Source organism: Rahnella sp. BCC 1045 (genome assembly GCF_019049615.1).
In the GTDB taxonomy this organism is placed as follows: domain Bacteria; phylum Pseudomonadota; class Gammaproteobacteria; order Enterobacterales; family Enterobacteriaceae; genus Rahnella; species Rahnella contaminans.
Map to the genome: position 1 here is coordinate 12,174 of NZ_JAFMOZ010000144.1, position 19,992 is coordinate 32,165.

The following is a 19,992-nucleotide window of genomic DNA, read 5'->3' on the forward strand; positions in this document are numbered from 1 at the left end:
ATAACTGCAAGCTTAAGAAAGCCTTAATGCTGCTGTAACAAAATACTGATCCTTTCCTTACCGTTTACATTTATAGAAAAGGTTCAGAAAATAAATAAAATATAACAGGCTGGGTTAGTGGCCTGAAACCCTTATGCTGTGCGGCATGGCGAAGCATGTGGCGAAAAAATAACCGCTTCGTTTAAACCTTTCTGGGTGCGTTTCCTCCGCTCATTTTGACTTCCCTCCCTGATTAATCCCGACAGGCTTAATTCACTACTGGTAGCGCCTCAGCTATCAGAAGGATGTACGCGTTGATTTCATCTTCGGCCTCCATTGCGGCCAGCAGTATCATTGAACCCGGTGTCGTTATCGGCCCGCAGGTGGTTATCGGGCCTTTCTGCTTTATTTCCGCCGGTGTTCACATCGGTGAAGGGACGCACATTGCCTCCCACGTCGTGATTAACGGCAACACCCGCATCGGGCATAACAACATGATAGGAATGGAATCTTCAATCGGGGAAGTCAGTCAGGATCTGAAATATGCCGGGGAAGCCGCCGGGCTGGAAATCGGCGACGACAACCGGATTGACCGTCACGCAACGATCCACCGCGGCACCGCGCAGGGCGGCGGGTTCACGCGGATTGGTAACCGGAATATTTTCGACGGCGGTGTGCATATCGGGCATGACTGCCAGGTGGGTAACGACACGTTTATCGGCGAAAACAGCGGGCTGGCGGGGCACGTCACGTTGGGCGACGAAGCACGGATCGACGCCATGTGCGCCGTGCATCAGTTCTGTATTGTTGGCGCGGGCGCACGACTTTTGCAAAGTACCTGCGTGGTGCAGGATGTGCCGCCTTACGTGCTGGCCGCTGGCAACCGCGCCGTGCCGCAGGGCATTCATGAACAGGCGGCAGCATATCTCGGCAGCGATGTGATGCAGCAGAAGGTGATCAGGCATTTGTACGATTTGCTGTATCACCAGCAGACGGCGGTCGAAGCGGTGAAGCAGGAGATTGAACGGCTCAGTCAGGAATATCCTTTATTGCGCCATTTTAATGAATTTTTCACCCGTTCAGCGCGCGGTATTATTCGCTGAACGGGTGAAATGAAGGAGTCAGGCTTCGAGTGCTAAAAGCGCAAACGTCGCCAGCCAGTGCTCACCCATATAGGTGCTGTCAAGGTGATCCAGCGCGCTGTGAAGATGCGCTTCTGCGGTCTGACGCAGCAGCGCCGCACGCGGATCGCCTGCCGGTAATGCCGCTGCAAGGGAACGCTGGCACCAGGCGCGGCTGAGGTTCAGCCCGTCAAGATGGCCGATTTTCCCGTCGCTGCGGTCGGTGACCGTGGCCGGTGTGAACAGCGTCGCCGGCTGGCTGTGCGCTAAGTCCGGCAGGAACCGCCCGAACCATGTCACAAACGCATCGCCCGGTAGCACGCGGCGCATCAGTTCTGCTTCCATCAGCGACGGCGAAAGAAACTCATCGCCGCCCGGTTCCCACGCCTGACAATGGACATCTTCCAGATGCCAGCGCAGCGCCGTTTCTTCAATCAGTTCCGCCAGTTTGTGATGCTTCACGCAGCGGGCATAACCGAGCGTCAGTGCCAGCGCAAAGGCCGTATTGAAGTGGCTGCCGACGCGCAGCGGATAGGTGGCTTTCGGCAGGAAATTCGCAAAACTTTTCTCAAAGAACCGGCTCATCGGTGCCAGCGTTTTTGCCCACTGCGCCGCCTGCGGCAACGCCATTTCGTTCAACTGCTGCGTCAGCGCCAGGAACCAGGCCCAGCCGTAAGGCCTTTCAAATCCGGCGTGCTGCGGCTGGCGCAGATAGGCCATCTCGCCGGCTACGTTCTCGTCGGTGAAATGCGCGCTGACCACGGCAATAATCGCACCGGCTTCCGGTAAATCCGGGAAGCGATCCAGCAAACGTAATAACAGCCAGTAGCCGTGGACGCAGGAATGCCAGTCGTAGCTGCCGTAAAAAATCGGGTGCAGCTGGCGTGGCGTCTGCGCATCGGCGGCGCTGCTCATGGCGTGCATCAGTTTATTCGGAAACTCACGCGTCAAATGATTCAGCGCCAGCGAGGCAAAGCGCGACGCCATTTCCGGCGTCAGTGAAGTCGTCATCGTCATCTCATTTCCTTATCAGAAGCGGAACACAAACAGGTACATGAACGCGGTGTTAACCAGCAGCAGTAACACGCCGGTTTTCCACTGCACCTTGATTACGCCGTTTTTATCCTGCAATTCGAGCAACGCCGCAGGCACGATATTGAAGTTGGCCGCCATCGGCGTCATCAGCGTACCGCAGAAGCCGGACAACATGCCGATGGCGCCCATAATGGCCGGATTGCCGCCGAGCTGATTGACGATAAGCGGCAGGCCGATACCGGCAGTCATCACCGGGAATGCCGCAAAGCCGTTGCCCATAATCATCGTGAACAACGCCATGCCGAAGGTATACGCCACTACAATCGCCAGCGGTGAACCGAGCGGAATAATATTTTTGACCAGCTCCGACACCACGCCACCGACGCCTGCCAGCGCAAACAGCGCGCCGAGTGCGGCCAGCATCTGCGGCAGAATGGCTGCCCAGCCGACGGTATCCATCGTCTGACCGCCCGCTTTAATGGCTTTTACCGGCGAATCACGCAGCATCACCAGCGCGACGATAAACGCCACCAGCGTGCCGATCACCAGCGAAATCAGCGTGACGTTTTTGGCTTCCACCAGCGGCGTGTATTTCAGCGTCAGCGTGCCAATCAGCGTCACAATCGGAATGAGCAGGGCAGGGACAAACAGCTTATTGCCGAAACGCTTCGCACCGGCTTCGCGTTTTTCCACCAGCTGTGGCTGTTCGCTGTCAGATTTACCTTTGCCGAGCTTGCCAGTTCCGGCAATGACCGCCAGCAAAATGGCCATGCAGCCGGTGACGAAATGCGGTAACTCGCCGCCAAACAGGAAAGTGATGCCGTAAACGCCCCAGAACAGCGCGTTGACATAACGGCGTGCATTGCTTTTATCGCGCAGGTTAAAGAAGGCGTAAGCGCAGAACATCAGCCCGGCAAGGATGTACACGGTTTGCAAAGTGATCATTTCGCGGCACTCCCGTGTTGGGTATCAAAGCGTTTTGCCAGCGAGCGGTCGAGCAGCCAGAGCCGGATAAAGTGGATAATCAGCGCCGCAATGGCGGTTGGGATCGCCCACACGGAAAGGTGCAGGGGTTCGACGTTAATGCCGTACTGATCCAGAAAACCTTTAATCAGCAGGATGGACTGCACGGCGATAAAGATATCCTCGCCAAAAAACACCGCGACGTTGTCAGCAGCGGCAGCGTGCGCGCGGATCTTCTGACGCACGTCGTTAGGCAAATCGCCGTATTTGGTGGTAGCGGCGGCTTCGGCCATCGGCGCAATCAGCGGACGCACCATCTGCGCGTGTCCGCCCAGAGAGTTCAGCCCCAGCGCGGCGGTCATCTGGCGCAGGAAAAAGTACAACATCAGCACGCGGCCGGTGGTCGCCGCATGCACTTTGGAAATCAGGTGTCTGGCCTGTTCTTTCAGCCCGCTGCGTTCGAGCAGGGCGATGACCGGCAATGTCAGCCAGATCAGGCCCATGTAGCGGTTATCGGTGAACGCTTTTCCGAAAGCACTGATAATCTCGACGGTTTGCATACCGCCCGCCAGGCCGGTGGAAATACCCGCCACGGTGACCACTAATAATGGATTGAACCGCAGCGCAAAACCCAGCACGACGATCGGAATGCCAATTAAAACCCACATGATTTGTCCCTCAATAATGTTGTGTTTGCTTTATTTTTTTGGTGAATATCGGCGTTAAAAATACGCAGGTAATTACTGCGTGTAATAAGTTAGTGCTAATTAGCATAAAAATGCGTGAGGCGGAAAGTAACAAGCGTTAACTGTGAACGCAAGATGCAAAGCAAAAGGGCGTCATAGGAAATTATTCTATTATTCAGAGGCCTTGTTATCGGACAAAATAAACCACTGGCGGGTGATTTATTTCCGGAGAATCTGACGGGGCGTGGCGGGGAACATCAGAATAATTAACCCGGCAATTTGGCCGGGTATAATGAAAACAAACGACAGAAAGCGGGTAAGCAGGAGGAGGAATAAACCGGGTTTATTCGTCGTCTTCGTCACCGTAATATTTGACGCCGAGTTTGATCAGCCCGCGCCCCTGGGATTTTCGGTGTAAGTTGCTGTCGCGCAGAGAGTAAACGCAGCCGCAATATTCCTGCTGGTAAAAACGTTCACGTTTGCTGATTTCAATCATGCGCGAGGAACCGCCTTTTTTACGCCAGTTGTAATCCCAGTAAACCATGCCCGGATAAGGCGCGACGGCGCGCTCGCCGCTGCCGGTAATTTGTTTCATGTCCTTCCAGCGTGAAATACCCAGACAACTGGTCATTGCGCTAAAGCCATGTTCCCAGGCGTACAACGCCGTGCGTTCAAAACGCATATCGAAACACATTGTGCAGCGCACGCCGCGTTCAGGTTCATTTTCCATGCCTTTTGCGCGCGCAAACCAATTATCCGTGTCGTAATCGGCATCGATAAACGGAATGCCGTGCTGCTCTGCAAACCGCATATTTTCTTCTTTGCGCAGCAGATATTCTTTTTGCGGGTGAATATTTGGATTGTAGAAGAAAATCGTGTAGTCGATCCCCGACGCCTGAATGGCTTCCATCACTTCTCCCGAACACGGCGCACAGCAGGAGTGCAGCAATAACTTATCGTGACCTTTGGGAAGTTCGAGTTTTTCACGGAGTAATTCAGACATACTGTTCACCAGATTCTAAGATTTTCTTTATGTAATGTTCATCGGGGATAATAGAAGATCCTGCCGGACTGTCAAAAATTAGTTAACTGTTTAAGTTTGTGGCGGATTGTGCTCTGCCGTTCGGTGCTATGATGTGATTCATCAGGGTTATGACCGGTACTCAAAGGATTAAGGATGCAGGCAATGCAAATAGTGAGATCGAATCAGATTCGCTGGCTCAGTGTATTCATTGTGATGGGCGGGCTCTTGTTGGTTCTTCCTCTTCATTTACTGGCATGTTTTATTGCCGGTTTTTTGGTGTATGAACTGGTCAACGGACTGACGCCTTATTTTCAGAAAATCATCAGCGGCGAAAGGGCGCGCTGGGTGGTGGTGGCTTTTATCAGCACGGTGGTGGTGAGTTTCCTGACTATTGCCGTTGCCGGACTGGCCGATTTCCTGATGGAGGATATGAAGAATCCGGTGGCGTTTAACGCGATGGTGTCGCGTCTGCTGACGGATGCGCAAAGCCGCTTGTCGCCGGTACTCCTGCATTACCTTCCGGCCAATATCGAAGAGTTGCAGCGCAGTTTCCTGCAATGGCTGCGTGAACATATCGTGATGATCCAGACCTTCGGTAAAAACGCCGCGCACGTTTTCGTTACCATGCTCATCGGGATGATCCTTGGCGCGATTATTTCACTTCAGCATCACACGCAGGGCGAGCACCACGCGCCGCTGAAAAAAGAGCTGCTTCAGCGCGTACGTTTACTGAGTGACGCTTTCCGAAATGTGGTGTTTGCGCAGTTCCAGATTTCCCTGATTAATACCGTGCTTTCCGCCATTTTCCTGTTCGGGATTTTGCCGCTGTTCGGTATTCATCTGCCGCTGGCGAAAACGCTGGTCGTCGTGACGTTTGTCTGTGGTCTGCTGCCGGTGGTGGGGAACCTGATTTCGAATACGCTGATTTTTATCGTCGGGCTTTCGCTGTCACTGTGGGTCGGTGCGCTGGTGCTGGCGTATCTCATCATTATTCATAAAGTGGAATACTTCCTGAATGCGCGGATTGTCGGCGGCCGTATAAAGGCGAAATCCTGGGAAGTGTTGCTGGCGATGCTGGTGTTCGAAGCCGCATTTGGCATTCCCGGTGTGGTCGCTGCACCTATCTATTACGCGTATCTGAAAAGCGAACTGAAGGACGCGGGCCTGATCTGAGTTTGCGCTAACGTGGCGCCGTACTCTCACGGTGTCACGGTTTATCCTTTCTTTGTCATCTCATTGCAACATTCTCTCCCATTCGCCAAAAATCCTGAAAAAAACAGATTCAGGCAAGTAATGGCGAGAATCGTTATACCCGTCTGTCATCGTAAAGGGGCATACTTTCGCGATGCCAGTTTCTGCTGGCATGCTGTATTCCGTTAGCCTATCAGGAGAAAAAAATGACTCTTAACGTTCGTGGTTTCGCTGCACTTTCAGCGGATGCGCCTCTTGCGCCTCATAATTTTGTTCGCCGTGACCCGCGTGATACCGACGTTGTTGTCGACATTCTGTATTGCGGCGTTTGCCACTCAGATATCCATCAGGCCCGTAATGAATGGCATCAAAGCATTTATCCGATGGTTCCGGGGCACGAAATTATCGGCCGCGTGAAGCAGGTTGGTGCGAAAGTCACCGGCTTCAAAGTGGGTGATACCGTCGGTGTAGGCTGTATGGTCGATTCTTGTCAGCACTGTGAATCCTGCGCGGAAAGCCTGGAACAGTACTGTGAAGAAGGCGCGACCATGACCTATAACAGCCATGATCGTCATGACAACATGATGACCTACGGCGGTTATTCCGAACAAATCGTTGTTTCAGAAAAATTCGTTCTGCGTGTTTCTGAAAAACTGGACATCAAATCTGCCGCACCGCTGCTGTGCGCCGGTATCACCACGTACTCTCCGCTGATGCACTGGAAAGTCGGTAAAGGCCACAAAGTCGCGGTCGTTGGTCTGGGCGGTCTGGGCCACATGGGGCTGAAATTTGCCAAAGCGCTGGGCGCAGATGTCACCCTGTTCACGCGTTCTAAAGGTAAAGAGCAGGAAGCGTACCGTCTGGGCGCAGACCACGTTGTGCTGTCTACCGATGAAGAACAAATGGCTGCGGTGAAAAGCCACTTTGACTTCATTCTTGATACCGTGCCGAATCCACATGACCTGAACCCGTATCTGGATACGCTGAAACGTGACGGTACGCATATTCTGGTGGGCCTGATTGAGCCAATCGAACCTGCGCTGCACAGCGGTAAACTGGTCATGGGCCGCAAAACGGTTGCCGGATCTCTGATTGGCGGCATTGCAGAAACTCAGGAAATGCTGGATTTTTGTGCTGAACACGACATTTCTTGTGATGTTGAAATGATCGACATGCAGGACATCAATGGCGCTTACGAACGTATGCTGAAAAGCGACGTGAAATACCGCTTTGTTGTCGACATGGCCTCACTGAAAAACGCCGGATAATCAGCCATCTGATTAAATAGCGACCTGATGCGCCTTTCCCGGTGTTCATTGTGAACGGCAGGGCGGGCGCATTGTGACGAAATTTACTCTTTACGCATTTCTGTGGCTTCTCGGCTTGTAAGCGCGGTGGTATCCTGCTGCCTTTCGCCGGGCGAAGGAAAACCAGTGGCTAAGAGTTTTGATGAACTCATCAGAGACATGGATCTGATGATTGAACATGTGGACAGGCTGAAAAACTTGCCACCACGGGCAGCTCAACCAACAGCTGCTGACAAACCTGCGTACGACTCTTTCGGTGAAATTTTCGCCCTGAAAGCCGTGATGCGGGCTTTTATCTCTTCAGTCGACACCATTGTTAAAGTGCAGATTGCGAAGAAAGTTGAGCAGGATATCGGCCATCTGGAGAGCACGGTGCGGTCCATTGGCGGCGGCAGCGCTGACGCCGAAGACGTCGCGCAGATTACGGCTTACGTCCGCAATGCTGTCTCTGAGCTGATGGATTAATATTCCACCAGCACATCACGTTTCAACAAACGCCGGTCACACCACGTCTTACAAGACATTGTGTGACCGGCGTTTTTTTTGGCGTCAGCTACGATAGGCGGCGCGGCAAAAAGCGTTTATTCTTCAGGATATCTTTATTGCGGGTGTTGACTATGTCACAGGACTTTCGTTTTCTGGCTTCCCCACGGCGCAGATGTTACGCGCTTTTATTTGAGCACCGCACACGCAGTGGCCGCCGGATGGAGACGTTCTGGATTGTGGCGTCGCTGCTCAGCGTGTTTATTCTTTTCTTCGAATCCAGCGCCACCGATTTATTCCCCGATACGCCGGATATTCTCTGGCGGTTCGGTCTGGCCGAAGCGGCCTTTACTGCGCTGTTTACCGTGGAATACCTACTGCGGGTGTTTTCATCCCCGCGCAAAACGCGTTATCCGCTGAGCTTTTTCGGCATTATCGATCTGCTGACCATCTTGCCGATGTACATCATCTGGCTGATCCCGTCCTTTGGCACTGCCACGGATCTGATTGTGCTGATACGGTTGCTGAGGATTCTACGCGTTCTGCGGGTGCTGAAACTGCTGCGATATATGAGCGACGCCGGGATTTTGTGGCGCAGCCTGATGCGGGCGAAACGCAAACTGGGCATCTTTTTTGGCTTTGTGGCGATCATCTTGTGTTTATTTGGCGGGCTGATGTTTGCCGCAGAAGGCGGGAAGGACGGATTTACCTCGCTCGGCGCGTCCGTTTACTGGGCGGTAGTGACGCTGACCACGGTGGGATATGGCGATATTACGCCGCATACGGCGATCGGCAGAATGCTGGCGTCTGTACTCATCCTGCTGGGCTATTCCATTATTGCCGTGCCGACCGGGATTTTAACGGCTTATATGTCACAAGAGTTGGATAAAGGGCGTGCCGCCCGTTCTTGTCAGACTTGTCTGCATTCCGGCCATGAAATTGACGCGAAATTTTGTGCGCACTGTGGCGCGGTTCTGTCCTTGGAAACTTCTCAACCTATTGAAAAATAGCCCGTTAATTGTACGCAAATTGTACTACATGGTACATAAACTGGCTAATTTCGGACTTTACTCGCGCATTGCATTAAAAAGAGTTGCTATTAAAGGGCAGTCATGAGTAAATACATACCGGCCTGTGGTACAGACCTATTTATGCACGACATCCTGAGTAAAGTTGTTCCAATTTAAAGCGTTATCCATGATAACCCTGCTCTGACGAATTTCCTTCTTAGTGCCTCCATAAGTAACGACTGAAATCCGGCTATAACATGCCCATGGTGGCGAAATTTATTTTTAAAAGGTAATTCCTATGTCAATGATGAAAGGTCAGGTTAAGTGGTTTAACGAGTCTAAAGGCTTTGGCTTCATCACTCCTGCTGACGGCAGCAAAGATGTGTTCGTACACTTCTCCGCTATCCAGGATCAAGGTTTCAAGACCCTGGCTGAAGGCCAGAACGTACAGTTCACTATCGAGAACGGTGCTAAAGGTCCGTCTGCGGCTAACGTTACCGCTATCTAATCTTGCTTTCTCGCTGTTTCAGCGATAATTGCAAAGATGACAAAAACCCGCATGCGCGGGTTTTTTTACGTCTGTTGTTTGTGAAAGGTTGTTTGTGAATAGCTATAGTTTGTGAATATCCGTTCTGAAGCCCGCCATAACTCCCCGCATCATCCCCATCTCGATAAAATTCCCTGAATGGCAGGCAAAAAAATGCCCGCATAGAGGCGGGCAAAAATATTTCTTATGACATTCATTATGTACTCCCTCGGGGGTGAGCACGCAGGCAGTATAAAAGAAGTGAAAGTCAGGATTCTGGCATCAAAATGTTAAGAAAATGCAAATTAGTAACGCAGGGTCATTTTCTGATTTTCAGCCCGACTTTCAGCTTGCGCGGTGCCTTTGTGGGGCGGTCTGTACTACAATAAAGATAATTGAAAACCATGGGATAACCTGATGAAAGTTAATGATCTTGTGACAGTGAAAACCGACGGCGGCCCGCGTCGTGAAGGTAAAGTGTTAGCCGTAGAGGAATTTTACGAAGGCGTCATGTATCTGGTGTCGCTGGAAGATTATCCGGCAGGGATATGGTTCTACAATGAAGGCGATACCAAAGACGGCACGTTCGTTGAACCGCGCGAAGGTTCTGAGTAAATCGCATACCCGCACAAATCCTGAATAAAAAAATACCGGTAGTCAATGTACCGGTATTTTTTTGTCTTCAAACCGGGTTAACCGGCGTGATAACACATCAGAACGTTTCCCAGTTTGGCTCTTCGTTCACATTTTTAGACGCGCGGGCAGAAGGGGATGTGAGTGCGCGCGTGGGTGGCTGGCGCTTTGCAGAAGAATTTTGTGCATGCGCGTCGAGGCGGAACACTGCAACAGCCTGCGTCAGACGTGCGGCCTGTTCTTCCAGTGAGGCCGCGGCAGCCGAGGCTTCCTGCACCAGCGAGGCGTTCTGCTGGGTCACGCCGTCCATTTCTGAAACTGCCTGGCTTACCTGGCTGATCCCGCGGCTTTGTTCATCAGACGCCGATGCAATTTCGCCCATAATATCTGTCACATGGCTAACGGCTGTCACGATTTCTGACATCGTATCCCCGGCGTCGCCCACCAGAATGCAGCCTTCACCGACGTAATCTACCGATTCTTCAATCAGCACTTCGATTTCTTTGGCGGCCTGTGCGCTGCGCTGCGCGAGATTGCGCACTTCGCTGGCGACGACGGCAAACCCGCGGCCCTGTTCGCCCGCACGGGCGGCTTCGACGGCGGCGTTAAGCGCCAAAATGTTGGTCTGGAACGCAATGCTGTTGATGACGTTGGTAATTTCAGCGATTTTAGACGAGCTGCGCGAAATTTTATCCATAGTCGTCACCACGTCTGCCACAATATCGCCGCCTTTCTGCGCTTTGTTCGATGCATCCGCCGCCAGTTTGCTGGCGTGATGGGCGTTCTCGGAGTTCTGTTTTACCGTTGCGGTCAGTTGTTCCATGCTGGCAGCGGTTTCTTCCAGCGCGGCGGCCTGCTGTTCGGTACGGGAAGAAAGATCGGTATTGCCCGACGCAATTTCCGTAGAACCCTGATAAATCGACACCGCGCCTTCGCGCACGGTTCTGACCGTTGAAGACAGCGAGCTTTGCATCTGCTCGACATTACTGCTCAGCACGCCAATTTCATTGCGGCCATAGCTTTCTGCCGGTTGGGTCAGATCGCCTTCAGAGATTTTCTGAATACGCGTCACCAGACGGTTCAGCGGATTGATAATGACTTTGCGCATCACCAGATAAGTGATGAACGTCAGCACCAGCGCAATCACAAACCCTCCGCTCATCAGCATATAGCCGAGTACCGCATTGCGCTGCGCCTTGTCATTAATCGCATTAGCCGTTTCGGTACGGTACGCAATCGCCGCCAGCAGCGGAACGTTGTTGGCCAGATCCAGCCCGCGTACGGTTTCCGCTTCCTGTGAAATCACTTCTTCGAAATGCGCCTGCTGCGCGGATTCCAGCATCGGCGCCATGCCTTTGGTCAGATAGGCGGTGTAGGCTTTTTTCAGTGGTTCATCCAGCGCCAGATCTTTGTCTGTTTTATTCGGGCGGTTGATATAACTGTCAAAACTCGACTGCGATTGTTTAATCCGGCTGGCCGCATCCGTCAGGTTTTGTTTGAAGACGTCCTGATCGCCGATCCGCGCCGCGGCTGCCGCCTGAATCAGCAACAGTCTTGCGGTGCGTAAATGATTAGAACTGTTCGACAGCGCCAGACGGATCTGCAATTCCTGCGTGGCATTCGCCAGCGCTGCATTACTCTGTTTTAAAAAGAAACTGGATGACCCGATGGACAGGGCGAACAGAAAGAGGATCCCGGTGAGAATCAGACTAATCAGGGTGATAAGTCGGATATTACTGATAAAAGAGGTGCGCGTTGTAGAGAATGTAGGAGTATCCATTTTATTTTGTTCCGCTCAATTGATCCTGCATACCGCCTGTTCCCGGCGGTGATAAACAGCGATAAAGGCATTGCCAGCGGGGCAAGTCCGGCCGTGACGAAAAGAAAACGCCATATAAAGGACATCGGCATTTCGCCGCAGGGATTCAATTTATATATGAGAGCTGGATCGCATTTTAGGGTTTATGTGGGGCGCTACAGGCGAAGCGCGCGCTCAGCCTGTAGCGAAAACCAGAGGTGGGAATATCAAATCGCGTAGATGCCGTTATTGAGCTGGTCGCACAAACGGACGACGTGATAAATAATGTGTTTGTTCGGTGATTTAATCTTCCTTTTAATATTTCCTTTGTATGAAGACACCGTTTTGGTTTTGATTTGTAGTTTATCGGATATTTCAATGGTCCCGTCGCCTGACATCCACATTTTCAACATTGCGGATTCAGAGCGGCTGAGCATGACCGGCCGGATATCCAGCACGGCACAGCTGGCCGGGTTTTGCGCCTGAGGCAGTGACGGGTGATTTAACAGCTGTTTGAGCGTTTCCGCCTTAATGGATTTCGAGGTGATAATGACGTTCTTACGAACGAAAATATATTCTTCAAAATGAATACGCGTGCGTGACATAAAGATAAAAAACAACGTATCAGGGTATTCGGCGATCAGTGCACCCAGCCGTTCTTTGCTGTCCGGATGCGAAGACATGCAATCCTCATTAATGAATACCACGGAGGGATTGAGTTTTGCACATCCCGCCTGAAGCTGATCGAAGCGATCAACGTCAGTGATCTCCCGTTCGCTGGTGAGAAATTGTTGCAGGCCGAGTCGGGTATACCGGCATGGATCCAAGATTATCGTTTGCATAGTAAGTCCTCATAGGACGTCCTTGTTCTGCATAATGATTGGACGCGATAGGGTCAGCACAAATTTTTCATACAGCGTGCTGAATCTACTTTTTGCATGAAAAACGTCAGTGTGGAAGTCTTATTTTTTGAGGACTAACGGGGAGATGCGCTTAGATTAATTTGATTTATGTCACGTTTGATTTTGATACTGAACAAAATTTTAACGCAAATTAAGACTATTCCTAATGGATGTAATGACATACAAGAAGTGTTTGTTTACAGGGGTGTTACCGTAACACGAGGGAACTGTTCGCAGTAAAATGATGAGGCACATTATCCTTTAAAATAATTCACGAATGAAAAATGGCAACAAAACCAGACGCAGCGTGTAAACACTGCGTCTGAAAACTCACCAGTAGGATTGCCAGCACTGCGTCAGGCGTGTCAGCGCCTCAACGTAAAAGTAATCTCCCCAGCTGCAACATTCATCCACGCCTTTTCTGCTGCCCATATGATAGACAGAATGCTTAAGCAATCCGTCACAATCTTCCTGATCCCCCGCCAGATAACGCTCTGTCAGCGAATCCATGATGCGCAGCGCCATCTCTTCATAATGAGCGCGCTTATCGTCGGTGGCGGGCAGGGCGATGGCCAGTTCCAGCAATCCGCAAACCGCAATCGCCGCCGCCGAACTGTCACGCACCGCATCGGTGCCGAGCAACGCCAGATCCCAGTGACACACATCGTCTTCCGGTAAGCGATTGAGGAAGTAATGCGCGAGACGGCGTGACAGCTCGACCTGCTCCGCATCGCCGGTGTAACGGTAGCTGAGCAGGAATCCGTAAATCCCCCACGCCTGACCGCGCGACCAGCAGGAATCGTCGGAATAACCCTGATGTGTATTGCCGAAACGCGGCTCGCCGGTCACCGTGTCCATGTAAAACGTGTGATACGTCGAGGCATCCGGGCGAACGATATACTTTGCCGCCTGTTCCGCATGCGCCCGCGCGGCCTCGGCAAAGCGTGGTTCGCCGGTTTGTTCACTGGCCCAGTACAGCAGCGGCAGATTCATATTGCAGTCAATAATCATGCGCCCGGCCTGTTCCGGATCGTTCAAATCTCCCCAGGCCTGAATGATTTTGGCTCTTGTGTTGAAACGCTCCATCAGCGCTTCGGCGGCCAGCAGCGCAAAACCGCGCGCCTGACGGTTACCGGTCAGCTTAAAGGCGCTCACGCACGAGAGGCTGTAAAGAAAACCGAGATCGTGCGTCGCGGTATCAATCAGGTTGGCGATACGGTTGCCGAAAGAGGTCACCTGTTTTTCGGCCGCTGAACGATAACGGTCATCGCCGGTCATTTCCCACGCCAGCCACAGCTGTCCGGTCCAGAAACTGGTGGTCCATTCCACATTGCCGGTCAGCGGATAATGACCTTTCTCGCAGTTTTCCGCCGGGAATTTATCGCCGAATTTAGCCAGATTGCGCGAGATTTTGCTCAGCACAGTCTCGCGGGCGCGCTGCATTTTTTGCGCGAAAGCAATCCGGTCCAGCTGGTTAAGTTCTACAGGGCGTAACTTTTCATTAGCGATGTTCAGTGTCATCAGTTCTTCCTTTTTAATGTGTTCAGCGTTTTAACGGTGCCAGTTCAGGGCTGTTTTCACGTGTTTCAGCGGGGGCCGGTGAGCCGTTACGCAGGCTCTGGCAGGCGGATAACGTAAAGGCGGAGATCAGCGTAAAGCACAGCGCAATACCGCCCATAAACAGATAAGTGTGTTCAAATCCGATGCGGTCGTAGAAATATCCTGCAGGCGGGGCGACGACGATGGAACCGACGTAAATCATCGCCTGGTAGCCGAGCAGGTACATGGTGGCGTTCACGCGTTTGCTGAAATGCTCTGCGATGTATTTGAACACCGACACCAGCAGCAGCGCGATTTCCAGCCCGTAGAAGGGTTTGATAATGGAAATCAGCAGCGGATCGCTGGTCAGCCCGGACGCAAGCAGGCGCAGCCCGACAAGTCCGCCGACCAGCAGCAGGCTCTTTTTGGCACCGAAATAGTTCACCAGTAACGGGATCACCATCATCATCAGAAACTCAAGACCGGACTGCACGGTGCTCAGATAGCCGTACCACGCATTGCCTTGCTCTTTGGTATCGAAGAAGGTGACGAAGTAGCGCGAGAACTGCTGTTCGGCGACAAACATCATCCACGCGACACCGGCGACATACAGCGAGAACATCCAGAACTTGCGGTTTTTAAGCAGTAAAATCACATCGCTGAACATTATTTTTTGCTGGGAAATCACATCGTTGTCTTTGAGTTCTTCATCACCAATTTTCAGTGACAGCAGCACCGCCAGCATCACGAGCGATGTCGCGCTGCTCAGGCCAAAATTCCAGGCCGGGGACAAATTAAACAGCACGCCGGAAAAAGATGCAGCCAGCGCCCAGCCAAGTGAGCCCCACATACGTACCTGGCCGAATTCCATGTGATACAGGCGGCTGAAGCGGTCGGCGTAGGATTCCGACGCCGCCACACCGGCGTACCAGCCGAGGCTCAGATACAGCGCGCCGACAATAATCCCGGTCATCAGATGGCTGTCGAGCAGCGGCTGATACACGAAGATAAAGAAGGGCGCCATCAGGGCCGAGATCAGCACAACAAAATAGAGCAGGGATTTGCTCATGCCGATCTTATCCATGATGTAGCCGTAGACCGGTTTCATGATCACCGCGAACACGCCGTTGACCGCGAAGACCGTGCCGATGGTGACGCTGTCCAGCCCGGCTTTCTGACCGAGCCACAAGGCGTATAGACCGAAGCTGGAAGACCAGGTGAAGAAGTAGAGAAATAAAAAGCCACTCATTTTGTAATACGCCGGTTTACTGGCGGTTTTTATCGCTTTCATAATGACTCCTGAAGACTGAACTGGCAGCCCTGACGGTATAGCGCGGTGGCTCTTAACGCAGCGTGATTTGCCCGCTGTGCCCCTGATAGTGCCAGCGTAATTGCTGCCCCTCGCGGATCACTTCCGGTACACCTTGCGCGCAGATATCCTGTGTGGCGGAGGCACAAACGGCGGTGATCAGCCAGTGTGAACCGGCGGGAAGTGCGCCGGTCAGCACCGGAACGGAGGCAGTTTCGGCAAACATAATGCTGCTGTTCGGCGGAGTGATAACGGTGGCGGCGTCGCGCGGTGTGGCCTCGTCGAGACACACAATCCGGCTGACGCCGTTGCGTGCGCTGACGGTGACGGCACGTTGGTCCGCTGTCATCTCTGTGCGCGTTGCCGTTTCCTGAATCACCGCGAAACCGCCTTCCGCCGAGGTCAGTGGCCGCCGGTTTTCGATATGGTGAACGCGCAGATGCCAGTCGCCGCAGGGGATCAGCCAGGTGCACACCGTGACGTCGTGCCACGGCAGCCAGCGGGAATAAATCATCGATTCTGTGATGTGTGTTTCTGCGCAGTCGCGGCGTCCGCGGTAATAACCGTCGTCTTCCGAGAACATCAGCATCGAATCACAACCGGCGTGATTCAGCCCGTAGCGGCCACGGTCGAGGGTGAAACCAAACTGGCTGGAGTAGGCGAACTTTGTGTATTTGGCTTCGGTATTAACGAAATTATTCAGTTCGATTTGCCCGGACGTGAGCATCACCACGTGCTGGCCCTGTGCGTCGCGCGTCAGGATCTGGCTGGCGTGCGCAATACAGTGTGTGGCCGGAATGTCGGGCAGCGGCGCTTCTTCTGCCTGCCAGAATGCATCGTCCTGCGGCAAGGCCAGTACCAGAAACAGTTTGCAGGCCCAGTAGGGGGAACCCGGCGCGTTATAGTCTTCGGCCATCACCAGATTTGGCGTGTGATAGCCAATGCTCAGCACGCCGTCACGGTCAAAAATAGGCTCTTTCAGCCAGTGCCGCAGATGGCGCAAAATCACCCCTTTCACGATGCCCGGTGTGAACACGTCCAGTTTGCTGTAGGCGGCAGCGCTCCAGAAAGCGGCTTCGGCAAACCGATAAGTCAGGCTGCGGCCAAACGGCACGGCGGCACCGCTGGCGGAAAACATCGTGATGAAATCCTGAGCAAATTGCCGTGCGCGTTCCCTGAGCACGGCGGCGCGCGGGGCATCCACGTCGGCCATATTCTGTGCGTAAATCAGACCGTAATAATGAAAGGCCATCGAAATATAGTAATCACGCGGGCGTCCCGGTCCGTCGGAATACCATCCGTCGCCGAGGTAATAGGTTTCCATCAGCGCAAAACGTGCAGCCACGGCGGATTTATCCCACGGCATTCCGGCCTGCCTGAAGCCCATCTGCACCATGATCGGGAAAAAATTCCAGTTGTTATTAGGAATAACGGCGTCGCGTCCCTGATTCAGCCAGTCAGCCAGATTTTGCTGTTCCTGCGCAGAGAAATGGGTCAGCAGGCGCTTATCCATCAGGGCCAGCCCGACGCCAAACGCCGCCATTTCTACGCAACGCTGGTCGCAATCGCGGATTTCTCCCCAGTATTGCGGATGCTGCGGATCGGTACCGAAGCGGATCGCATTAATGTAAAACGGCAAATCCGGGCATTCACCGCCACCGGCCAGCAGCGGGAAAATCCCCCACAGCATGCGTGAAAGTGCTTCCATTTTGGCAATCTCTTTACCGTAATGCGTGGTGGTATTGCCGAGGTCGATTCCACTTTTGCCTTCTTCGGTGTAGGGCGAAACGGCGGACAGCAGATCGTTTAGCAGGTGTTGTACATCGCCGCGGGTACGCAGCGGATTGCCGGTATTTATTTTTTTCAGCGTCATAAAGGGACTCCCGGTGACGTGATGGGTACCAGAAAATAAGGGTTTATTAATTTGAAATATTATTTCAGTTCTTTGTGTCGCGAATGAAATATAGAGAACTGGCGATCTCTGATTGTTACCTGCTTCACAGAATGCGGTGATTTTTGAAATTGTGATTATTAAATTGGCGGTAAAACGGCTTAAATTATAAAAAGCTGACTGAAAATTGTGTTTTGTTGTCCTGGATAAAAAAGACGCAGAAATACACTAAGAGGAACCCGCCATAATGCCGGCATCAGATTATCTCGAACGTATTGCCCTTAACGAACGTCAGGTTTCGTTTAACCGGATGAACCGCGGCAGTGCCAATTATTTTCACTGGCATCAGTGTCTGGAATTACTTTTTGTCAGTCAGGGCTATGGCATTGTGATTGTCGATAACCAGCAATACACGCTGCGGCCAGGCCGGATGTTTGTCTTCCCGCCTTTTAAATTGCACAAAGTGTTTGTCGAAGCCGATGAGAAAAATGCCTATCTGCGTACGACCATTCATCTCGATCATCAGTTGCTGGACGGCTGTCTGCAATCTTTCCCGCAGCGTCGCCGGCGATTTGCCAGTTTGTGGGATGCTGACCGTGCTGCGCATATTTTTGACCTGAGCGCCCACGCCAGCCATATCGAACTCATTCTGGAAAAGTTTAATCAATTGCCGGAACCGCAGGCGGATCAGTGGGAAGAAATCGCCATGCTTATCCTGCAACTGATGGTGTTTATGCCCGAGGAAGACGGTCAGCCGAAAACTATCAGCCGCACAACGGCCTCCAAAGTCATGCAGTGGATCGAAGAAAATTACGTGCAGAAGTTTGCGCTGGCCGATCTTTCGGCTGCACTGGGGCTTTCGGAAAGTTATCTGTCGCGGGTCTTCGGACAGGAAACGGGCGGCTCGATTCAGGATTATCTGGCCACGCGGCGGGTAAAACGTGCCTGTGAACTGCTGCGCTCAACCGACCGTTCGGTCGAAGCGATCGGGCTGCAATGCGGTTTTTCAGATGCACCGTATTTCATCACCCGGTTCAAGAAAATGATCGGAAAAACGCCGCTGCAATATCGCAAGGCGGCATTTTCACTCTTGTCATAAGACGGTCAGGAACGTCTCAAACCTCTGCGCGGCAGGCTTTCAGGGAATCCAGTGCCAGACGAATATCCGATTCACGGGTCATCCAGTTTACCAGCGCAGCGCGCATGCCAGGCTTTCCATTAAGTGACGTGGCGGTACAGCGTACCACGCCCGCATTATCCAGTAATTTCAGAAACTGATTACGCTGCTCAAGGGCCCGCGGTGAACTGTCAGTGGTATCCAGCGCGAAGCACACCACATTCAGATTCACGGGTGCGAGCAGGGTAAATCCGGGCGTGTTTGTCAGCTGCTCACCGAGCAGTCTGGCCAGCGCGACATTACGATCCACGACTTCTGCCAGACCGTCACGACCATAGGCTTTCAGCGCCATCCAGACCGGCAGCGCACGAAAACGCCGGGAGTTTTCGGGTGTCAGATGCAGATAATTGTCAGGGCGGACAGCAGGCAGCGCCAGATAGGGCGAATGATTCTGGAACACCTGAACCTGAAGAGCCAGGTGCTTTTGCTGCGTGAACTGAAGCGCGCTGTCATAGGGAACGTTCAGCCATTTATGCGCATCAATGGTCACTGAATCGGCCTGCTCCCAGCCTGCAAGCAGCGGCGCATAACGCTTTGATGCCGCCGCCACGCCGCCAAATGCGGCATCCACATGCAGCCAGAAATCGTATTTTTCACGCAATTTCAGCAGCGCAGGCAAATCATCAAACGCCACGGTGTTTACCGTCCCTGCGCTGGCGAGCACCATCGTCGGCACCGAAGGGGCGCTTAACAGTATTTGCTCCAGTGCAGCGGGATCGATAGCTTCGGTGCCCGGTAATGTGGCGACGCTAACCAGCGCATCGCGACCCAGACCCAGCATACTCAGGGCTTTCACACTGCTGGAATGTGCAGAAGCAGAAAGCACCCGCACCGGGCCGAGCGCAGCCAAACCCTGCTGTGCGACATCAATTCCCCGCTGTTCGCCGAGCCACTGACGGGCAATCGCCATGCTGACAAAGTTTGCCATCGTCGCGCCACTGACAAACGTACCGCACAGCGACTCCGGAAGACGGAACAGTTGTTTCAGTTGTGCAACGGTTGCCAGTTCAATGGCCGGAGCAATGGTGTCGAAATTCAGTTGCGCATTCTGATCCACCGTGCTGACCAGCCAGTCAGCGGCCAGTGCTGCGGGCGTGCCGCCGCCGGTCACAAAACCGAAATAACGCGGGCCCGCACTGGCAGACATTCCGCTGGCGTACCGGTTCCAGAAATGCGTCAGCGCGGCCTGCGCACCGATGCCACTTTCCGGCAACCGGTCGTCTTCATCTTGCAGATTTTGCGCGCTGGCGGGCGGACAGGTGGAACGCTCCGGCAGCGTTTCGAGGAAAGAAACCGCCGTGTCGCAGGCCTGACGCAGGATTTCAGGCAGGGTATCCAGATCGTGCTGAAGCAGTGGGTGCATAGAATTCCGTTATCGCTCAAAAGATTGTAAAGGTTGATTAACTTACCTGATCAGT

General features: G+C 53.0%; 18 protein-coding genes. 8 read left to right on the plus strand and 10 right to left on the minus strand.

Going from position 1 to position 19,992, the window contains the following annotated elements; genetic code table 11:
* Nucleotides 1-293: 293 nt before the first annotated feature.
* A complete protein-coding gene (gene lpxA / locus J1782_RS24240) occupies nucleotides 294-1,082 on the plus strand; it encodes an acyl-ACP--UDP-N-acetylglucosamine O-acyltransferase (protein WP_254303157.1) in 789 nt (262 codons plus the stop codon).
* Nucleotides 1,083-1,100: 18 nt separating this feature from the next.
* On the opposite strand, the gene J1782_RS24245 is transcribed toward lpxA, so the two are convergent.
* From J1782_RS24245 to J1782_RS24260, 4 genes are all read right to left on the minus strand, one after another.
* Nucleotides 1,101-2,117 (minus strand): DUF2891 domain-containing protein, encoded by a 1,017-nt coding sequence (locus tag J1782_RS24245; protein WP_217154060.1) that lies wholly within the window; start codon nucleotides 2,115-2,117, stop codon nucleotides 1,101-1,103.
* Nucleotides 2,118-2,129: 12 nt separating this feature from the next.
* Entirely contained in the window at nucleotides 2,130-3,080 is a 951-nt protein-coding gene (locus tag J1782_RS24250; RefSeq protein WP_208950806.1) for a DUF979 domain-containing protein, read from the minus strand.
* The gene (locus J1782_RS24255) at nucleotides 3,077-3,766 is read right to left on the minus strand and encodes a DUF969 domain-containing protein (protein WP_152326028.1); all 690 of its coding nucleotides are present in this window, start codon (nucleotides 3,764-3,766) and stop codon (nucleotides 3,077-3,079) included. Before J1782_RS24255 ends, J1782_RS24250 begins: the two co-directional genes overlap by 4 nt.
* A gap of 361 nt (nucleotides 3,767-4,127) precedes the next feature.
* The gene (locus tag J1782_RS24260) at nucleotides 4,128-4,787 is read right to left on the minus strand and encodes an epoxyqueuosine reductase QueH (RefSeq protein WP_152326029.1); all 660 of its coding nucleotides are present in this window, start codon (nucleotides 4,785-4,787) and stop codon (nucleotides 4,128-4,130) included.
* 183 nt (nucleotides 4,788-4,970) lie between these two features.
* Here J1782_RS24260 and J1782_RS24265 point away from each other — a divergent pair, with 183 nt between their 5' ends.
* The 6 genes from J1782_RS24265 to dsrB all read left to right on the plus strand — a co-directional run bounded on the left by J1782_RS24265 (nucleotide 4,971) and on the right by dsrB (nucleotide 9,940).
* Nucleotides 4,971-5,981, plus strand: coding sequence for an AI-2E family transporter (locus tag J1782_RS24265; protein WP_152326030.1), 1,011 nt, complete (start codon nucleotides 4,971-4,973; stop codon nucleotides 5,979-5,981).
* A gap of 224 nt (nucleotides 5,982-6,205) precedes the next feature.
* Complete coding sequence (locus J1782_RS24270) at nucleotides 6,206-7,267, plus strand: NAD(P)-dependent alcohol dehydrogenase (protein ID WP_152326031.1); 1,062 nt, start codon at nucleotides 6,206-6,208, stop codon at nucleotides 7,265-7,267.
* A gap of 165 nt (nucleotides 7,268-7,432) precedes the next feature.
* Nucleotides 7,433-7,771, plus strand: a complete 339-nt coding sequence (locus J1782_RS24275) for a hypothetical protein (protein WP_152326032.1) — start codon at nucleotides 7,433-7,435, stop codon at nucleotides 7,769-7,771.
* Between the two features lie 152 nt (nucleotides 7,772-7,923).
* A complete protein-coding gene (locus tag J1782_RS24280; protein ID WP_217154061.1) occupies nucleotides 7,924-8,799 on the plus strand; it encodes an ion transporter in 876 nt (291 codons plus the stop codon).
* A 298-nt stretch (nucleotides 8,800-9,097) separates the two neighbouring features.
* Nucleotides 9,098-9,307, plus strand: coding sequence for a transcription antiterminator/RNA stability regulator CspE (gene cspE / locus J1782_RS24285; RefSeq protein ID WP_013575246.1), 210 nt, complete (start codon nucleotides 9,098-9,100; stop codon nucleotides 9,305-9,307).
* 435 nt (nucleotides 9,308-9,742) lie between these two features.
* Nucleotides 9,743-9,940, plus strand: a complete 198-nt coding sequence (gene dsrB, locus J1782_RS24290) for a protein DsrB (protein WP_217154062.1) — start codon at nucleotides 9,743-9,745, stop codon at nucleotides 9,938-9,940.
* 97 nt (nucleotides 9,941-10,037) lie between these two features.
* On the opposite strand, the gene J1782_RS24295 is transcribed toward dsrB, so the two are convergent.
* From J1782_RS24295 to J1782_RS24315, 5 genes are all read right to left on the minus strand, one after another.
* Nucleotides 10,038-11,738, minus strand: a complete 1,701-nt coding sequence (locus J1782_RS24295) for a methyl-accepting chemotaxis protein (RefSeq protein WP_152326034.1) — start codon at nucleotides 11,736-11,738, stop codon at nucleotides 10,038-10,040.
* Nucleotides 11,739-11,983: 245 nt separating this feature from the next.
* The gene (rcsA, locus tag J1782_RS24300) at nucleotides 11,984-12,598 is read right to left on the minus strand and encodes a transcriptional regulator RcsA (protein ID WP_152326035.1); all 615 of its coding nucleotides are present in this window, start codon (nucleotides 12,596-12,598) and stop codon (nucleotides 11,984-11,986) included.
* A 390-nt stretch (nucleotides 12,599-12,988) separates the two neighbouring features.
* Complete coding sequence (locus J1782_RS24305) at nucleotides 12,989-14,179, minus strand: glycoside hydrolase family 88 protein (RefSeq protein ID WP_217154063.1); 1,191 nt, start codon at nucleotides 14,177-14,179, stop codon at nucleotides 12,989-12,991.
* A 22-nt stretch (nucleotides 14,180-14,201) separates the two neighbouring features.
* Nucleotides 14,202-15,488 (minus strand): oligosaccharide MFS transporter, encoded by a 1,287-nt coding sequence (locus J1782_RS24310; RefSeq protein WP_152326037.1) that lies wholly within the window; start codon nucleotides 15,486-15,488, stop codon nucleotides 14,202-14,204.
* A 52-nt stretch (nucleotides 15,489-15,540) separates the two neighbouring features.
* Nucleotides 15,541-17,379, minus strand: coding sequence for a DUF2264 domain-containing protein (locus tag J1782_RS24315; protein ID WP_217154064.1), 1,839 nt, complete (start codon nucleotides 17,377-17,379; stop codon nucleotides 15,541-15,543).
* A gap of 265 nt (nucleotides 17,380-17,644) precedes the next feature.
* Between J1782_RS24315 and J1782_RS24320 the strand changes: the two genes are divergently transcribed.
* Complete coding sequence (locus J1782_RS24320; RefSeq protein WP_165057271.1) at nucleotides 17,645-18,496, plus strand: AraC family transcriptional regulator; 852 nt, start codon at nucleotides 17,645-17,647, stop codon at nucleotides 18,494-18,496.
* 16 nt (nucleotides 18,497-18,512) lie between these two features.
* Here the strand turns inward: J1782_RS24320 and J1782_RS24325 are convergent, their stop codons facing one another.
* Nucleotides 18,513-19,937: a pyridoxal-dependent decarboxylase gene (locus J1782_RS24325; protein WP_217154065.1), complete on the minus strand. Its 1,425-nt coding sequence runs from the start codon at nucleotides 19,935-19,937 to the stop codon at nucleotides 18,513-18,515.
* Between the last annotated feature and the right edge of the window lie 55 nt (nucleotides 19,938-19,992).